16 protein-coding genes are annotated in these 17,356 nt (G+C 66.6%); 12 read left to right on the top strand and 4 right to left on the bottom strand.

Annotated features, from left to right (window positions below):
• Positions 1–13 precede the first annotated feature (13 nt).
• The 7 genes from ACODSM_RS10050 to ACODSM_RS10020 all read left to right on the top strand — a co-directional run bounded on the left by ACODSM_RS10050 (position 14) and on the right by ACODSM_RS10020 (position 6,106).
• Entirely contained in the window at positions 14–613 is a 600-nt protein-coding gene (locus ACODSM_RS10050; RefSeq protein ID WP_488805156.1) for a YqgE/AlgH family protein, read from the top strand.
• Positions 610–1,041, top strand: coding sequence for a Holliday junction resolvase RuvX (gene ruvX, locus ACODSM_RS10045; protein ID WP_488805155.1), 432 nt, complete (start codon positions 610–612; stop codon positions 1,039–1,041). The genes ACODSM_RS10050 and ruvX overlap by 4 nt, the downstream gene beginning before the upstream one ends.
• Positions 1,038–1,562, top strand: coding sequence for a bifunctional pyr operon transcriptional regulator/uracil phosphoribosyltransferase PyrR (gene pyrR, locus ACODSM_RS10040; RefSeq protein ID WP_015015581.1), 525 nt, complete (start codon positions 1,038–1,040; stop codon positions 1,560–1,562). The genes ruvX and pyrR overlap by 4 nt, the downstream gene beginning before the upstream one ends.
• A 12-nt stretch (positions 1,563–1,574) precedes the next feature.
• Positions 1,575–2,537, top strand: a complete 963-nt coding sequence (locus ACODSM_RS10035; RefSeq protein WP_015015580.1) for an aspartate carbamoyltransferase catalytic subunit — start codon at positions 1,575–1,577, stop codon at positions 2,535–2,537.
• A gap of 79 nt (positions 2,538–2,616) precedes the next feature.
• The gene (locus ACODSM_RS10030) at positions 2,617–3,912 is read left to right on the top strand and encodes a dihydroorotase (RefSeq protein WP_488805154.1); all 1,296 of its coding nucleotides are present in this window, start codon (positions 2,617–2,619) and stop codon (positions 3,910–3,912) included.
• A 27-nt stretch (positions 3,913–3,939) separates the two neighbouring features.
• Positions 3,940–4,677: a lysophospholipid acyltransferase family protein gene (locus ACODSM_RS10025; RefSeq protein WP_488805153.1), complete on the top strand. Its 738-nt coding sequence runs from the start codon at positions 3,940–3,942 to the stop codon at positions 4,675–4,677.
• A gap of 196 nt (positions 4,678–4,873) precedes the next feature.
• The gene (locus ACODSM_RS10020) at positions 4,874–6,106 is read left to right on the top strand and encodes a Yip1 family protein (protein WP_488805152.1); all 1,233 of its coding nucleotides are present in this window, start codon (positions 4,874–4,876) and stop codon (positions 6,104–6,106) included.
• 84 nt (positions 6,107–6,190) lie between these two features.
• Here ACODSM_RS10020 and ACODSM_RS10015 read toward each other — a convergent pair whose 3' ends face one another.
• On the bottom strand, positions 6,191–7,255 hold the full coding sequence (locus ACODSM_RS10015) for an ABC transporter ATP-binding protein (protein ID WP_488805151.1): 1,065 nt from the start codon (positions 7,253–7,255) through the stop codon (positions 6,191–6,193).
• Between the two features lie 121 nt (positions 7,256–7,376).
• Here ACODSM_RS10015 and ACODSM_RS10010 point away from each other — a divergent pair, with 121 nt between their 5' ends.
• Positions 7,377–9,014 carry an ABC transporter permease gene (locus ACODSM_RS10010; RefSeq protein WP_488805186.1) on the top strand — a complete coding sequence of 546 codons (1,638 nt, stop codon included), beginning with the start codon at positions 7,377–7,379 and terminating at the stop codon, positions 9,012–9,014.
• A 37-nt stretch (positions 9,015–9,051) separates the two neighbouring features.
• Here the strand turns inward: ACODSM_RS10010 and ACODSM_RS10005 are convergent, their stop codons facing one another.
• The 3 genes from ACODSM_RS10005 to ACODSM_RS09995 all read right to left on the bottom strand — a co-directional run bounded on the left by ACODSM_RS10005 (position 9,052) and on the right by ACODSM_RS09995 (position 13,756).
• The gene (locus ACODSM_RS10005) at positions 9,052–10,842 is read right to left on the bottom strand and encodes a sensor histidine kinase (RefSeq protein WP_488805150.1); all 1,791 of its coding nucleotides are present in this window, start codon (positions 10,840–10,842) and stop codon (positions 9,052–9,054) included.
• A 436-nt stretch (positions 10,843–11,278) separates the two neighbouring features.
• Complete coding sequence (locus ACODSM_RS10000; protein ID WP_488805149.1) at positions 11,279–12,718, bottom strand: aldehyde dehydrogenase family protein; 1,440 nt, start codon at positions 12,716–12,718, stop codon at positions 11,279–11,281.
• Between the two features lie 309 nt (positions 12,719–13,027).
• Positions 13,028–13,756, bottom strand: coding sequence for a FadR/GntR family transcriptional regulator (locus tag ACODSM_RS09995; protein ID WP_015015564.1), 729 nt, complete (start codon positions 13,754–13,756; stop codon positions 13,028–13,030).
• A 122-nt stretch (positions 13,757–13,878) separates the two neighbouring features.
• Here ACODSM_RS09995 and ACODSM_RS09990 point away from each other — a divergent pair, with 122 nt between their 5' ends.
• The 4 genes from ACODSM_RS09990 (at position 13,879) to ACODSM_RS09975 (ending at position 17,169) form a co-directional block, all read left to right on the top strand.
• Positions 13,879–14,697, top strand: a complete 819-nt coding sequence (locus ACODSM_RS09990) for an NAD-dependent epimerase/dehydratase family protein (RefSeq protein WP_056637251.1) — start codon at positions 13,879–13,881, stop codon at positions 14,695–14,697.
• 8 nt (positions 14,698–14,705) lie between these two features.
• Positions 14,706–15,587, top strand: a complete 882-nt coding sequence (locus ACODSM_RS09985; RefSeq protein ID WP_488805148.1) for an SMP-30/gluconolactonase/LRE family protein — start codon at positions 14,706–14,708, stop codon at positions 15,585–15,587.
• Between the two features lie 42 nt (positions 15,588–15,629).
• Positions 15,630–16,607, top strand: coding sequence for a TRAP transporter substrate-binding protein (locus ACODSM_RS09980; protein WP_015015561.1), 978 nt, complete (start codon positions 15,630–15,632; stop codon positions 16,605–16,607).
• Between the two features lie 73 nt (positions 16,608–16,680).
• On the top strand, positions 16,681–17,169 hold the full coding sequence (locus ACODSM_RS09975) for a TRAP transporter small permease (protein WP_015015560.1): 489 nt from the start codon (positions 16,681–16,683) through the stop codon (positions 17,167–17,169).
• Positions 17,170–17,356: the final 187 nt, after the last annotated feature.

The following is a 17,356-nucleotide window of genomic DNA, read 5'->3' as shown; positions in this document are numbered from 1 at the left end:
TTAAAATTGCGGGATGTCTTTCGATTCTGCGCCCATCAACCTGACGCATCACTTCCTGATCGCGATGCCCGGCCTGGAAGATGAGTCTTTTGCGCGCAGCGTCGTCTATCTGTGTGAGCACAGCGAACGCGGTGCGCTCGGCCTCATCATCAACAAGCCCACCGATATCACCCTCAAGGGCCTGTTTGACAAGGTGGACCTGTCGCTGCGCCGCGAGGACCTCACCACAGAGCCCGTTTTTCAGGGCGGCCCGGTGCAGACCGAGCGCGGATTTGTGCTGCACGAACCCATGCTCATGGACAAGGGGGAAACCGACGAGTCGGCCTATGCCTCCACCATGACCATCCCCGGCGGCCTGGAGATGACCACCTCCAAGGACGTGCTCGAAGCCCTGTCCACGGGCGCAGGCCCCCGCCGCGTGCTGATCACGCTGGGGTACTCGTCCTGGGGCGAGGGGCAGCTCGAATCCGAGCTGGCCGAGAACGCCTGGCTCACCGTGGCGGCCGATCTGTCGGTGATCTTCGATACCCCCGTGCCTGAGCGTTACGACCGGGCCCTGTCGCTGCTGGGCCTGCAGGCCTGGATGCTGTCGCCCGAGGCGGGGCACGCATGACTGGCGCGCCCGCTCAGTCCATTCAGCCGCCAGCCGTTCCTGCGCATTTCCAGACTTTTCTTGCTTTTGATTTCGGGCTCAAGCGCACGGGCGTCGCCTCGGGCAACCGCATGCTCAAAAGCGCCACCCCCCAGCGCACTATCCAGGCCGAGGGCGACGCCCGTTTTGCACAGGTGGCCGAGCGCATCAAGGAATGGCAGCCCGACGCGCTGGTGATCGGCGTGCCCTACCACCCCGACGGCGCGAGCCACGAGAACACCGCACGCGCGCTCAAATTCGGGCGCCAGTTGCGAGGGCGCTTTGGCCTGCAGGTGTTTGAGGTGGACGAGCGCTACAGCACCACCGAAGCCATCGCTGGTGGCGCCAAGGATGCCGACGCGGCCTCGGCCTGCATCATCCTGGAACAGTTTTTGAGGAATCTCCCATGACCACCCCATCCCCCGGAATGTCCGGCAGCCTGGTGCTAGACGCCGAGGCGCTGTACCGCGAGCTGCTGCGCGGCGTGCGCAGCATGCTCACCCCCACCACGCGCCTGGCGGGCATTGCCTCGGGCGGTGCCTGGCTGGCCGAGCGCCTGCAAAAAGACCTGGGCCTGGAAGGGCCCGCCGGTGTGCTCTCGTCGGTGATGCACCGCGACGACTTCGCGCAGCGCGGCCTGTCGGCCAGCGCACAGACCGCGCTGCCGTTTGATGTGAACGGAGCCGACGTGCTGGTGCTCGACGACGTGCTTTACACCGGCCGCACCATCCGCGCCGTGCTCAACGAGCTGTTCGACTACGGCCGCCCCGCCAGCGTGCGCCTGGCCGTGCTGGTGGACCGGGGTGGGCGCGAGCTGCCCGTGCAGGCCGACTTTGCCGCCGCGCGCGTGGCGCTGCCCGCCGCCCAGTCGCTGGCCCTGGCGCGGGGCGACAGCGGCACCTTCCAATTCCAAGTCCAGGACAAAGACTAAAGAGGCCCGACCGTGCTGCACAAGCGCAACCCCCAACTCAACAAGAACGGCGAGCTGATCCACCTGCTGTCCATCGAGGGCCTGCCGCGCGACATCGTCACGCACATCCTCGACACGGCCGCCAACTTCGTGAGCGTGAACGACCGCGAAGTGAAGAAGGTGCCTCTGCTGCGCGGCAAGAGCGTGTTCAACCTGTTCTTCGAGAACAGCACGCGCACCCGCACCACCTTCGAGATCGCGGCCAAGCGCCTGTCGGCGGACGTGATCAACCTGGACATCGCGCGCAGCTCGGCCAGCAAGGGCGAATCGCTGCTCGACACCATCGCCAACCTGAGCGCGATGGCGGCCGACCTGTTCGTGGTGCGGCACAGCGAGTCGGGTGCGCCCTACCTGATCGCCCAGCACGTGGCGCCCCATGTGCACGTGATCAACGCCGGCGACGGCCGCCATGCCCACCCCACGCAGGGGCTGCTGGACATGTACACCATCCGCCACTACAAGAAGGACTTCAGCAACCTCACCGTGGCCATCGTGGGTGACGTGCTGCATTCGCGTGTGGCGCGCTCCGACATCCACGGCCTCACCACCTTGGGCTGTGCCGAAGTGCGCGTGGTGGGCCCGCGCACCCTGGTGCCCAGCGACATGGCGCAGATGGGCGTGCGCGTGTGCCACACGCTCGAAGAGGGCATCAAGGATGCCGACGTGGTCATCATGCTGCGCCTGCAGAACGAGCGCATGAGCGGAGCGCTGCTGCCGTCCAGCCAGGAGTATTTCAAGAGCTTCGGTCTCACGCAGGAGAAGCTGCAACTGGCCAAGCCTGACGCCATCGTCATGCACCCCGGCCCCATCAACCGTGGCGTGGAGATCGACTCCGCCGTGGTCGATGGCAAGCAGAGCGTGATCCTGCCGCAGGTGACCTTCGGCATCGCGGTGCGCATGGCGGTGATGTCCATCGTCGCGGGGAATGAAGCGTGATCCGTTCGGTGAATGCTCCTGTTTTGATAGCTGCTAGCGCATATATCACTGGCGCTATCGGCCTATTTGGCTTGAAATCATGAAGATACTGATCCAGAACGGCCGTGTGATCGACCCCGCCTCGGGCCTTGACCAGACCTGCGACATCGCGCTGGCGGCAGGCCGCATCGTGGGGGTCAACCGGGTGCCGCCCGACTTTGCGCCCAATCGCACCATCAACGCTGCCGGCTGCATCGTGCTGCCCGGCCTGGTGGACCTGGCTGCGCGCCTGCGTGAACCCGGCCACGAGCACGAAGGCATGCTCGAATCCGAAATGGCTGCGGCCGTGGCCGGTGGCGTGACCAGCCTTGTGTGCCCACCCGACACCGACCCTGTGCTCGACGAGCCCGGCTTAGTGGAGATGCTCAAGTTCCGCGCCGAGAAGCTGCACCAGTCGCGCCTGTTCCCGCTGGGCGCATTGACACGCGGTTTGGCCGGCGAGGTGCTGACCGAGATGGCCGAGTTGACCGAGTCCGGCTGCGTGGGCTTTGGCCAGGCCGAGGTGCCGCTGGCCAGCACCCAGGTGCTGCAGCGCGCGCTGCAGTACGCCGCCACCTTTGGCTACACCGTGTGGCTGCGCCCGCAAGAGATGCACCTGGGCAAGGGCGTGGCCGCCAGCGGTGCGCTGGCCACGCGGCTGGGCCTGTCGGGCGTGCCCGTGGCGGCCGAGACCATCGCGCTGCACACCATTTTTGAACTGCTCAAGACCACCGGCGCGCGCGTGCACCTGTGCCGCCTCAGCAGCGCTGCGGGTGTTGATCTGGTGCGCCGCGCCAAGGCCGATGGCCTGAAAGTCACGGCCGATGTGAGCATGAACTCGCTGCACCTCACCGAGAACGACATCGGTTTCTTTGACAGCCGCGCGCGCCTGACGCCGCCGTTGCGCCAGCAGCGCGACCGCGACGCCCTGAGCGCGGCGCTGCTCGATGGCACCATCGATGCGCTGGTGTCCGACCACACCCCGGTGGATGAAGACGCCAAGACCCTGCCGTTTGCCGAGGCCGAACCCGGCGCCACGGGCCTGGAGCTGCTGCTGTCGCTGGCACTCAAGTGGTCGCAGGACAGCGGCGTGCCCTTGCAGCGCGCGCTGGCCGTGGTCACGGCCGAGCCCGCACGCGTGCTGGGCAATGCGCTCGGCACCTTGCAGGCCAGCGTGGGCCAGATCGTGGAAGGCGGCGTGGGCGACCTCTGCATCTTCGACCCGCAGGCCGCGTGGACGGTGCAGGACGACGCGTTCGCCAGCCAGGGCAAACACACGCCGTTCTCGGGCTACGAGCTGCCCGGCCGCGTGCGCATGACCCTGGTGGGCGGACAGGTCGCTTTCGACCGCAGCTGAGACGACTCAACGCGATAAGGCCCAGCCGTGAAGTTCCTGCGCGCCAGCTGGCGCCTCTTGCGGCTGCTGGGCCATATTGCCAAGGGCCTGTGGATTGTGGCGCTGCGGTTCCCGTCGCTGTCGCCGGACCAGCAGCACGCCCGCGTTCAGGTGTGGTCGATGGAGCTGCTGGCCCATGCGGGCATCAGCCTGCGCATCCTGGGCCAGCCCCCGGTCACTGGCCCGGTGATGCTGGTGGCCAACCACATCTCGTGGCTCGACATCCCGGTGATGCACGCCGCGCGGCACTGCCGCTTTGTCTCCAAGTCCGACGTGCAGGGCTGGCCGCTGATCGGAACCCTGGCCACGGCCGCTGGCACGCTCTACATCGAGCGCAGCTCGCGCCGCGATGCGCTGCGCATGGTGCGCTCGATGCAGGAGTCGCTGGAGCGCGGCGAGGTGCTGGCCGTTTTCCCCGAAGGCACCACGGGCGACGGGCGCGAGATGCTGCCCTTCCACGCCAACCTGCTGCAGGCCGCCGTGGCTGCAAAGGCGCCCGTGCAGCCCGTAGGCCTGCGCTTTGCCGACAAGGCCACGGGCGCCACCAGTTTTGCTCCCAGCTACATCGGCGACGAAACCCTGGTGGGCTCGATCTGGCGCACGCTCAGCGCCCCGCCCATCGAAGCCGTGGTGCACTACGGCGCCCCCGAACTGGCGGGCGAGCGCGACCGCCGCACCTGGACGCAGCACCTGCACGACACGGTCGATCAGCTGCGCAAAGCCTGAGAACGCTCGCAGGCTCCGGGTCCTGCGCTAGGTTCCCCAAAAGCCGTCTTTGTGCGGCAAAAGCGTGCATATTCCACGCTTTGGGTCGTGCAGGCGATGGCGCGGGTGGTCTGCCCGGTGCAATGTCCCGTATCGTCCGCGCTTTCCGTTTGCCTGCGGGTCATCGCAGGCCTTTGCACACTGCCGGGAGGGCACCATGAACCTGATTGAACGCGCCAAAAGCATTCTTCTGCAACCCAAGGAGGCCTGGGCCACCATCGACACGGAGGCTACCGACACCGCCACCCTGTTCACCAGCTACGCCATGATCCTGGCCGCCATCCCGGCGGTCTGCGGTTTCATCGGCATGTCGCTGATCGGTTTTGGCGGCTTTGGCGTCACCATCCGCGTGCCGTTTGTGTCCGGGTTGGTGAACATGGTCGTGTCGTATGGGCTGAGCCTGGTGGGCCTGCTAGTGCTCGGTTTCATCATCGATGCGCTGGCGCCCACCTTCGGCGGGCAAAAGAACGCCATCCAGGCACAGAAGGTGGCGGTGTACGCCAGCACGGCTGCCCTGCTGGGCGGCATCTTCAGCCTGCTGCCCTCGCTGGCCATGCTGGGCCTGCTGGCGGCGCTGTACTCCATCTACCTGCTCTATACCGGCCTGCCGGTGCTCATGCGCAGTGCGCCCGAGAAGTCGGTGGGCTACACGGTGGTGGTGGTCATTGCGGCCATCGTGATGGGTGTGGTCATCGGTGCCGTCAGTGCGCTGTTCATGCCGCGCAGCGGTGCGCTGTTGGGCGGTGCCGACGCCCCTGCCATCACCATGAACACACCCGGCGGCAAGGTGTCGATCGACACTGCCGGCCTGGAAGCCGCGGGCAAGAAGATGGAAGAAGCCGCCCGCAAGATGGAAGAGGCCCAGAAGAGCCAGGACCCGGCCGCCATCGCCGCCGCCACGGGCGATGCCGCCAAGGCTGCGGCCGGTGTGCTGGGTGGGGGGCAGGCCATCGCGGCCCAGTCGCTCAAGGCGGCCCTGCCGGAGAAGCTGGCAGGCCTGCCCCGCACGGGTTTTGATGTGCAGGACGGCGCCGCACTGGGCTTGCCCACCAGCCAGGCCAGCGCCCAATATGGCAACGATGACAAGCAGCTGCGCCTGGAGATCGTGGATGTGGGCGGCCTCGGGCAGATGGCGGTGATGGCCATGGGCATGGTGCAGGGCGAGAAGGAAGACCAGACCAGCGCCGAAAAGACCTGGCAGGAAGGTGGCCGCACCCTGCACCAGCGCTACGACAAGGACGGCAGCCACGCCGAGTTCAAGACCATCCTGAAGAACGGCTTGGTGGTCAGCATCGAAGGAGACAAGATCGGTGTGAAAGAGCTGCGCGGCCTGATGTCGCAGGTGGACCTGAACGGCCTGGAGGGCTTGCAGCGCAAGGGCAAGTCCTGAGCGGAAGGGTGGTTGCTATTGATTCAATAGCTATTCAGGCATGTTCGACTAGCGCATCCGGCCGATTTTGACTCCAACACCCCCTCAGCCACGCGGAAACGTCACCACGTGGTCCACCTGGGCGCGGATGCCGATCCACTCGCCCAGCGCGTGGTCGTGGTGGCTGGGCACATGGGCCAGCACCGTGTGGCCGCTGGCCAGGCGCAGGGTGTACAGAAACTCCGAACCCCGGAACGACTTGCGCACAATCTGCGCCTGCACGGGCGCATGGTCGTCGTGCACGATGTCGTCGGCACGCAGCAGCACATCACATTCTCCAGCGGGGTAGCTGCTGGGCAGGGGACACTCGTCCAGGTCGGTCAGGTCGCCCAAGGGGGTTTGCGCCACCACGTTGTTGCCGCGCTGCACCAGCGTCGCCGGCGCAAACACGCCGTGGCCGATAAAGTCCGCCACAAACCGCGTGGCGGGGCGGTGGTACAGGGTGTACGCGTCGTCCCATTGGTGCAGGTGGCCCTCGTTCATCACGCCGATCACATCGCCGATCGCAAACGCCTCGAACTGATCGTGGGTGACGAACAGGGCCGTGGCGCCAGCGGCTTTCAGGATGCCGCGCACCTCGTGCGCCAGGCGCTCGCGCAGGTCCACATCGAGGTTGGAGAACGGCTCGTCCAGCAGCATGAGTTGTGGGCGCGGCGCCAGCGCGCGGGCCAGTGCCACACGCTGTTGCTGGCCGCCAGAGAGTTCGTGGGGGTAGCGGTGCTCACTGCCCTCCAGCCCCACAAGCTTCAGCACCTCGGCCACGCGCGCGGCCTGCTCGGCCCGGGGCAGCTGGTGGATGCCAAACGCCACATTGCGGCCCACCGACAGGTGCGGGAACAGCGCGTAGTCCTGGAACACCATGCCGATACGGCGCAGCTCGGGTGGCACGCTCAGGCGAGCGCTGCTGACCACGCTTTTGGTGAGGCGGATCTCGCCCCCCGTCACGGGCTCCAGCCCGGCCACGGCGCGCAGCAGGGTGGTCTTGCCGCAGCCGGAGGGGCCGATCAGCACGCCGATGTCACCCGCTTTCAGGCTGAGCGTGACGCCTTGCACGGCGGCCTGTGCGCGGCCTGCGTAGTGCACTTCGAGTTGGGAGACCTCAAGAAACATATCTGTGCATTTTAGGCGGGGTGGAGTGAATGCTTAAAATTCGCATTTGCATTCCTGGGTGCTGCGGTGCCCATGCCTTTCGGCAGGTGTGCGCTTTCTTCCTTCTGCCGAGCCCATCGCCTTGCGCCGCACGCCGTCCTCTGTCTTTCGCAGCATCCCGCTGATCCTGTTTGCAGGCTTTCTGGCCTTGCCGGTGCTGGCGGTGCTGGCGTCGTGGCTGCCGTTCTCGCCCACCGGGCAGGGCGATGCGCAGACGGGCGCCATCCTGCGCGAAATGGCGGCCACGGTGCTGCCCGGCTATGTGTGGACCACGCTGTGGCTCAGCGTGCTGGTTGCGCTGGGAGCGGCCGTGGTGGGCACGCTGGCGGCTGCGGCCGTGACGCTGTTCGACTTTCCGGGCCGCCGCACCTTTGAATGGCTGCTGCTGTTGCCGCTGGCGATGCCCGCCTACGTGACGGCCTACGCCTACACCGACTTTCTGCAGTTCAGCGGGCCGCTGCAGGTGGGCCTGCGCAACACCTTCGGCCTGGAAGGCCGCCTGCTGCCCGAGGTGCGCAGCCTGGGCGGCGCGGTCTGGGTGTTCATCTTCTCGCTCTACCCCTACGTGTACCTGCTGGCGCGCACGGCCCTGGGTGAGCGCGCCGCCCACCTCATGGAGGCCGCACGCCTGCTGGGCGCACCGCTGCCGCGCCGCATCCGCGCCGTGGCCTTGCCGCTGGCACGCCCGGCCGTGGCGGCTGGCGTGGCGCTGGTGCTGATGGAAACCCTGGCCGACTTTGGGGTGGCCAGCTACTTCGGCATCCAGACCTTCACCACGGGTATCTACAAGGCCTGGCTGTCCATGGACAACCGCCTGGCCGCCGCGCAGTTGGCGACCATGCTGCTGGTGGTGGTGATGGCGCTGCTGCACCTGGAGCACCGCGCGCAAAAGCGCATGCGTTTTGCCACCGGCGGCGGGCGCGCAGGCTCTGCCGAGGCGCAGCCGCTGCGGCTCCATGGTGCGCGCCGGTGGGCCGCCTGGGCGGTCTGTACGGTGCCGGTGGTCATGGGTTTTGTCGCCCCGGTGGTCTTCATGCTGCGGCCGCTGGCGGCCGACTGGTCGGTGCTGCCGTGGGAGCGGTTCATGGAATGGGCCTGGCACAGCGTGCGCTTAGGATGCATCACTGCGGCGCTGGCCGTCGCCATCGCGCTCGCTCTGGCTTTTGCGGTGCGCCGCCAGCCCGACGCCATCACGCGTGGCGTGGTGCAGCTGGCCAGCGTGGGTTATGCCGTGCCGGGCGCCGTCATCGTGGTGGGGCTGTTGTTGCCCGTAGGCTGGCTGCAGGCGGCCATGCCGCAGTGGGGTGTGGGCGCGCTGGTCACGGCCACGGCCTTTGGCATTGTGTGGGCCTACCTGGTGCGGTTTTGTGCAGTCGCCCTGCAATCCATGCAGAGCGGCTACGCGCGGATTCCGCCCAGCCTGGACGACTCTGCCCGCATGCTGGGCATGGGCAGCGCAGGCCTGCTGGCGCGCGTGCACTGGCCGCTGCTCAAGAGCTCTACCGCCGCCGCAGCGCTGCTGGTGTTTGTGGACGTGATGAAGGAGCTGCCCGCCACCATGGTGCTGCGCCCCTTCAACAGCGACACCCTGGCCGTGGTGGCCTATCAGCTGGCCCGCGACGAGCGCCTGGGCGAGGCGGCCTTGCCGTCACTGGCGCTGGTGGCCGTGGGGCTGGTGCCGGTCATTTTGCTCAGCCGTACGCTGCGCAGCCGGCACTGACTCTGCAACGCCGTAGGTCCCACCAGTACGAACCTGCTTACTGAGGCTCAGTGCCCGGGTTGCGCGGCAGGGTCAGCGTAAAGCGCGCGCCTTGGCCTTCTGCGGATGACAGCGTGAGCGTGCCCCCCATCAGCACCGCCAACGCCCGCGACAGCGCCAGGCCCAATCCGGTGCCACCGTGCTGGTAGCTCACCTGGTCGTCGCCCTGGCGGAATTTTTCGAAGATCGTTTCGTGCAGGTGCGCCGGGATGCCCGGGCCGGTGTCCACCACATGAAAGCGGACTGCGTCGTTGCTGGCATCCACTTCGATGGTGACCGAGCCTGCGGTCGTGAATTTCATGGCGTTGGACAGCAGGTTGTTGAGCACCTGCTTGAGCCGCAGTCCGTCACACATCAAAGTGTGGGGGGCGTCAGGGGCAATGCGCACATGGAGCGCCAGGTTCTTGTTGGCGGCCGTGACGGCAAAGAAGTCGGCGGTGGACTGAACAATCTCGGTCACGTTCTGTTCGGTGGGCATGTGGGGCATGGCACCTGCTTCCACCTTGGCCAGGTCCAGGATCTCGGTGAGCAGGGCGTTGAGGTGGTCGGCTGCCTTGCGGATCAGTCCGGCCTGCTCTTTGTATCGGGGCTGGTCCAGTCGCAGTTCCATCAGCTCGGCAAACCCCCGGATGCTGGTAAGCGGGGTGCGCAGCTCGTGCGACACGGCGGCCAGGAACTCGCTCTTGGCCTGGCTGGCAGAGCGGGCCTCGGCCTCGCTGATGCGCAAGGCGGCATTGGTGCTTTCGAGCTTGCGCACGCTGCGCACGAAGATGATCGCTGCGCCCACCAGCGCCACACTGAACAGCGCCATGGTGAACAGCGCCACATTGCGGCTGGCGCGCCATTCCTGCAAGGCCTCGTCGGTGCTGGTGGCCACCACAACCAGCAAGGGGTATTCGCCCACGCGGCTGTAGGCATAGATGCGTTCGACGCCGTCGAGGCCGCTGGAGCGCACGTAGTTGCCGTTGGCCCCCAGTTCGTCCATGTTGTTGTTGGCAGCACGTGCCACCACGCTGCCCATGCCTACGCTCTGCCCGCCCATGACGCGGGCGCGCACGGTGCTGTCGTTGCCGATGAGGGTCACCACCCCAATGCGCCCCAGCTGCACCCCCCGATAGACATCCTCAAAATAGCCGGGGTTCACGGAGGCCACCACCAGACCCGCGGTGCCGCCGTTGGCATCCGGGATCTTTCGCGATAGCTGGATGGTGGCCTTGCCAGACACCTTGCCCACCACCGGCTTGCCGACAAACAGTCCATGGGGTGTCTGCTGCAGGCGCGTGGCCTCTGCCGCTTTCGGGTTCAGGTGCACCTGCACATGCTCGCGGTCCGACAGATCGACATGGCCGGTTTTTTCGCCGGAGGGGTCGATGTTGCTGCCGACAAACCGGCCATCCGGCCCCACCAGCGAGAGCTGGGTCAGGATTTTGGGCGCCAGCCCGGTTTCGTTGGCAAACCGTGTGAAATCCGCCTTTTCAAAGTCGTTGGCCTGGACCGCGTCCCGCATGCGGATCGTGGCTTGGTCCACCGCTGCCATCACCCGCACGGTCTGTTCGCCCAGGCTCAGTGCCAGGTTACTGTTCTGCCGGACCTGCGCGTTCATCGCGTCACGCCAGGACACATTCATCAGGATGGCCACCGTGACCCAGGCCATCACCAGGACCAGGGCCGTGCCCCAAGCCACCATGGTGCGCAGGGGCAGGCTGGACGCCCGCCTGTGCGGCGATGACGGGTCGTCGATGAGCGGACGCCCAGTGGGGCTTGCGGAGGGGGATGCAGGAGCCGTCATGGGCGGGTGTTTCAAAACGCAACTGCAGCCATCATAGGCGCGCGGCCCGCCCTGGTCACGGGCGGACGATGGGCGCGGGAGGTTCACGCAACGGTGCGACAGGCCGTGTCATCCCGCCACCGCGCTGGTCAGGCGCACTGCCGCACGGCGCAGGCAGTGCCCAACCGACACAACGTCCCACCACAGGTGACGCCCCTGGCAGAGGCGCCCAGTCTCTGCCACGCAAGGGAGGCCCCAGGTTTCGCAGGGGGCATTGGTGAATCACATATGCTATAAATAGTGTAGCAATATATGCATGATTCACCTGCGCTTGCTGCCATTTTGGCTGTAAATCCATGCCAAACGGCATTGCGGGGCGGGCGCAGGGTTGCGCTGGCGCCCTGTCCAGTCGCCTTGGGACGTCGCGGCTGGTGCGGGCGACTGTGTCAGGCCTGCATCAGGCCTGGGTATAGGCCGTCTTTACCGTGGTGTAGAACTCTGCCGCGTAGCGCCCCTGCTCGCGCGGGCCGTAGCTGCTGCTCTTGCGGCCGCCGAATGGCACGTGGTAGTCCACGCCCGCTGTGGGCAGGTTCACCATCACCATGCCGGCCTGGGCGTGGCGCTTGAAGTGCGTGGCGTGCTTGAGGCTGGTGGTGGCAATGCCGCTGGCCAGACCGAAGGGCGTGTCATTGGCCAGAGCCAGCGCCTCTTCGTAGTTCTTGGCGCGCAACACGCTCACCACGGGGCCGAAGATTTCTTCGCGGTTGATGCGCATGCCGGGCGTGGTCTCGGTGAACAGGGCGGGGCGCAGGTAGTAGCCAGGGGCGCCGTCGGCGTTCTTCTCCAGTGCTTCGCCGCCAAAGGCCAGCTTGGCGCCTTCCTGCTGGCCGATGCCGATGTATTCCAGGTCTTGTGCGAGCTGGCGGTCGTCCACCACGGGGCCGATGTCGGTGCCGGTCTTGCGTGCGTCATCCACCTTCAGGGTCTTCATCTTCTCGACCATGGCGGCCACGAAGCGGTCGTGGATGCCTTCGGTCACGATCACGCGGCTGCTGGCGGTGCAGCGCTGGCCGGTGGAGAAGAAGCCGCTGTTGATGGCCGCGCCCACGGCCACGTTCAGGTCCGCGTCGTCCAGCACCACAAACGGGTTCTTGCCGCCCATCTCCAGCTGCACCTTGGCGCCACGTGGCACGCAGGCCGCCGCCACACGCTGGCCGGTGCCGACGGAGCCGGTAAAGCTCACGCCCGCAATGCGCTCGTCTTCGAGCAGCACGGCGCCCACGTCTGACCCGCGACCCATCACCAGGTTGAACACACCGGCGGGCAGGCCCGCGCGGTGCAGGATGTCGGCCAGCGCCCAGGCAGAGCCTGGCACCACCTCGGCAGGCTTGAACACCACGGTGTTGCCATAGGCCAGGGCCGGGGCGATCTTCCAGGCCGGGATGGCGATGGGGAAGTTCCACGGCGTGATGATGCCGATGGTGCCCAGCGGCTCGCGCGTGATCTCGATGCCCACGCCGGGGCGCACGGAGGGGATCATCTCGCCGCCGGGGCGCAGCGCCTCGCCCGCAAAGAACTTGAAGATGGCAGCCGCGCGGCCCACTTCGCCAATGGCCTCGGGCAGGGTCTTGCCTTCTTCGCGGGCCAGCAGGTCGCTCAACTCTGCCTTGCGGGCAATGATCTCGTTGCCCACCGCGTCGAGGATGTCGAAGCGCTGCTGGGGCGTGGACAGGCTCCACGCCGGAAAGGCCGCGTGCGCTGCGGCCACAGCCTCCAGTGCCTGCTCGCGGCTGGCCACGGCGTAGTCGCCGATCACGTCACGCGTGTCGGAGGGGTTGGTGTTCTGGTACGTGCGGACGCCTTCGGTCCAGTTGCCGGCGATCAGGTTTGCGTGCATGGCGGTGGTGGTGTGAAAGGGTGGGTGGTTGAAGAAAGTCGGATCAAAGCCCAGGGGCCAGGACGGCGTGGCCGAGAGCGCTGTCCGCTGCGGGCGGCGTCCATCCAGGCCACTTGGGGTACCAATGCGGGGCAATGGTGGATTTGTTGTATGTCATCGTACAACATAAGCGCATCTATGGGTACTTCGGGTAACTACTCATGAGATCACTCCTTGCCGCCTGGGCCCTGCTGTCGTATCTGGCTCATCGGACCCGCAGGGCGACAGGTCAGCGCGCCGGGTGGGCGGCATTGCCGGGTCCCCCGGACTTCAGCCGGCCTCGGCCTGCGCGCGCCGGCGGCGTTCGCGGCTGTTGGCCAGGTGGGTGCGCATGGCAGCGCGGGCGGCGTCGGGGTCCTGGCCGACGATGGCGTCGTAGATGCTTTCGTGCTCTCCATTCACGCGGCGCAGGTACTGCCTGCGCTCGTCATTAGGGGCCTCCACCGAATCCAGCCGCGCGCGCGGAATGATCATGCTGCCCAGCGTGCCCATCAGCTCGGCAAAGTGGCTGTTCTGCGTGGCGCGTGCGATCTCCAGGTGAAACTGAAAGTCCGCCGCCACCGCGTCGCGCCCGGCGTCCACGGCTGCTGCCACGGCGTCCAGCGCCTCGCGCATCGTCTTGAGGTTGGCGGGGGTGCGGCGCTGCGCCGCCAGCGCGGCGGCTTCGGTTTCTACGCCGATGCGCAGCTCCAGCACGGCAATCACATCGCGCAGGGTGCTGAACTGGTCGGGGGTGATCTTGAAGCCCGGGGCCTGCCCGAGACCCAGCACAAACGTGCCGATGCCATGCCGTGTCTCTACCAGGCCGGACGCCTGCAGCTTGGAAATGGCCTCGCGCACCACCGTGCGGCTGACGTTGAACTCGGCCATGATCGCGGCCTCGGTGGGCAGCTTGTCGCCCAGTGCCAGGCGCCCGTCGCGGATGCGGTCACCCAGGGAGTCCACCAGCTCCAGGGCCAGGGTGCGGGGCTTGCGGCGTGGGGCAATGTCGGTGCTCATGTCTCGGTGTTATCCCTATGTGTTGGACGGGTTGAAAGGAGTACATTGCCTCCTCGTTGTATGACAACTGATGACGTTCAACCACTTGTAACGCCACTGTACCAAGAACCTCCGCAAAAGCCATGCCCTGTCACCCGACACCGATCCGTTTTCAACGCTTGTTATTGACCGGGGCCGCTGGCGGACTGGGGCGTGAATTGCGCACGCGCCTGAAGGCGTACTGCACCACCTTGCGCCTGTCCGACATCGCCGACCTGGGCAGCGAGGCGCCGGGCGAAGAACTGCGCCCCGCGCGGTTGGAAGACGCCAGTGCCATGTTGCCGCTGCTCGAAGGGGTGGACGCCGTGGTGCACCTGGGGGGCGTGTCCACCGAGCAGCCCTGGGACCCTATCCTGCAGGCCAACATCGTGGGGGCGTACAACCTCTATGAGGCCGTTCGCAAGCAAGGCGTCAAGCGCGTGGTGTTTGCCAGCTCCAACCATGTGACCGGCTTTTACCGCCAGGACGAAGTGGTGGGCCTGCGCGACCCGGCGCGGCCCGATGGCCTGTACGGCCTGTCCAAGGCGTTTGGCGAGGACCTCTCGCGCTTTTACTTTGACCGCTACGGCATCGAAACCGTGTGCCTGCGCATCGGCTCCTCCTTCCCCGAGCCGCGCAACCGCCGCATGCTGGCCACATGGATGAGCTACGACGACCTGGAGCGCCTGGTGGTGGCCAGCCTCACGGCGCCGGTGGTGGGCCACAGCATCATCTATGGCATGGGCGACAACACCACCACTTGGTGGGACAACACACTCGCCCGCCACATTGGCTACCGCCCGCAGGACAGCTCCGAGCCCTTCCGCGCCAAGGTAGAGGCCGCAGACCCGCAGCCCGACCTGACCGACCCGGCCGTGATCTACCAGGGCGGGCCGTTTGTGCGCACCGGTCCGTTCGAGTGAGCGAGCCGATGGAACTCTTGCTGCCTCACCACCAGGACCAGGTGGGCGAAAGCCCGCTGTGGAGCCCTGCCGAGCAGGCGCTGTACTGGGTGGACATTGAAGGCCGCGCGCTGCGCCGCCTGCGCTGGGCCGATCGGCAACTGAGGAGCTGGACGACCCCTGAGCGGCTGGCCTGTATTGCGCTGCATGCGAGCGGTGGGCTCATCGCCGGCATGGACACCGGCGTATTCCACCTGCAGCCTGCCGACGACGGCACTTTGGTCTGCACCCTTATCTCTGCCGTGCAGCACCCGCAAGCCGGCATGCGCTTCAACGACGGCCGCTGCGACCGCCAAGGGCGCTTCTGGGCTGGCACCATGGTGCGCGACATGTCGCTGGCCCAGCCAGCGGGCGGCCTGTACCGGCAGGATGCACGTGGCCTCTCGGCGCCGCAGGTGCAGGGCCTGGTCACCCAGAACGGCCTGGCCTTCAGCCCCGATGGCGCCACCATGTACCTCAGCGACAGCCACCCCAGTGTGCAGAAAATCTGGTCGCTGAACCTGCACGACGATGGCAGCCTGGGGCCGCGCCGCGAGTTCGTGGACATGCGCGAACTGCCAGGGCGGCCCGATGGCGCCGCTATCGACACCGACGGCTGCTACTGGATCTGCGCCAACGACGCGGGCTTGGTGCATCGCTTCACGCCATCGGGCGTGCTGGACCGCTCGCTGGCCGTGCCGGTCAGCAAGCCCTCGATGTGCAGCTTTGGCGGGCCCGACATGGACCTGCTGTTCATCACTTCCATCCGCCCCGGCCAGCCGCAGGGCAACGATGCCGCCCACGGCGGCGCGGTCTTCGTGACCCGCCCGGGCGCCCAAGGGCTCGCAGAAGCCCCGTACCAGAGCGCGTGAGCGCAGCGCGCCAACCCCATTCAACCCAGGAGACAAAGCACCATGAACGTTCCACACCTCTTTGGCCGCGTGGCCATCGCCGCCGGCATCCTGCTCGGCAGCCTGGCCGCGCAGGCCACCGAGTTCCGCTCGTCCGACATCCACCCCGAGGACTATCCCACCGTGCTGGCCGTGCGCCACATGGGCGAGACGCTGTCCAAGGCCACCGGCGGCAAGCACAGCATCAAGGTGTACGCCAAGGGCTCGCTCGGCATCGAGAAGGACACCATCGAGCAGACCAAACTGGGCGCCATCGCCATGACGCGCGTGAACGTCGCGCCCATGAACAATATCTGTCCTGCCACCATGGTGCCCACCATGCCCTTCCTGTTCCGCGACAAGGAGCACATGCGCAAGGTGCTGGACGGCGCCATTGGCGACGAGATCCTGAAGGACTGCGAATCGCAGGGCTTTGTGGGCCTGGCGTTCTATGACTCCGGCGCACGCTCGATCTACACCGTCAAGAAGCCCATCAAGACCCTGGCCGACGTGAAGGGCCTGAAGGTGCGCGTGCAGCAGAGCGACCTGTGGGTCTCGCTGCTCGAAGCCATGGGCGCCAACGCCACCCCCATGCCCTTTGGTGAGGTCTACACCGCACTCAAGACGGGCCTGGTGGATGCCGCCGAGAACAACTACCCCAGCTACGAAAGCTCGCGCCACTTCGAAGTGGCCAAGTACTTCAACAAGACCGAGCACTCCATGGCGCCCGAGATCCTGTTGTTCAGCAAGCGCGTGTGGGACAAGCTGAGCGCCGACGAGCAAAAGGCGATCCGAGCAGCCGCCAAGGAGTCGGTGGTGTACATGCGCAAGCTCTGGGACGAGCGGGAGGAGAAGTCGCTGGCCGTCGTCAAGGCTGGTGGCGCTGACATCGTGGAAGTGGACAAGGCGCCCTTCAAGGCGGCCATGAAGCCGGTGTACGACAAGTTCCTGAAGGACCCCAAGCTCCAGGACATGGTCAAGCGCATCGACGCGGTCCAGTGAACCTGGCCATCCCTGCCGCAGGGCCCGACGCCCGGCGGCAGGTTTCTTTGTTTGTCTTCTGAATGTTCCTTCTATGTACACGCGACTCTGTGCCTTCATCGCGCGCACGTGCCTGAAGCTTGGCGTGGGGGGGCTTGTCCTCCTGGTGTGCGCCGTGCTCTACCAGGTCATCGGCCGCTACATCTTCAACGACACACCCACCTGGGCCGAGAGCGGCGCCGTGCTGCTGGTGCTGTACGTGACCATGCTGGGCATGGCCGTGGGCGTGCGTGACGCGGGCCACATCGGCCTGGAATCCTTCCTGGTGCTGGCGCCCGACTGGCTGCGCACCAAGCTCGAGTTGCTGATCCACGCCCTGGTGCTGCTGTTCGGCATCGTCATGGCCTGGAACTGCGGTGTGCTGGCTGAATCCGTGGCGCCTTACAAGATCCCCACGCTGGGCATCTCCGAAGCCTTCAAGTACGTGCCGCCCGCCATGGCCGGCGTGCTGGTGGCCATGTTCTCGCTGGAGCACATCATCGCCATCCTGCGTGGCGTTGAAGTCGAGCCTGCCTGGCACTAAAGAGACTGGGAATCCCTTGTCCATGCCCGCCTTGCACGCCAAAACGCCCCGGCCCGTCGTTGCAAATGCTCGCCATAGCGCTGGCTATGGCTGCGCTTTGCGCCTAGATCCGGAGCGTTGTGGCGCGCCTTTCGGGCACAGCCAAGGAATTCCCAGCCTCTAAGTCCGCTCCTTAAACGTCTTCATA

It is taken from the genome of Acidovorax sp. FG42 (assembly GCF_057809195.1).
Note: the sequence above shows the minus strand (reverse complement) of the source record. Positions and strands in the feature narration are given on the sequence as shown.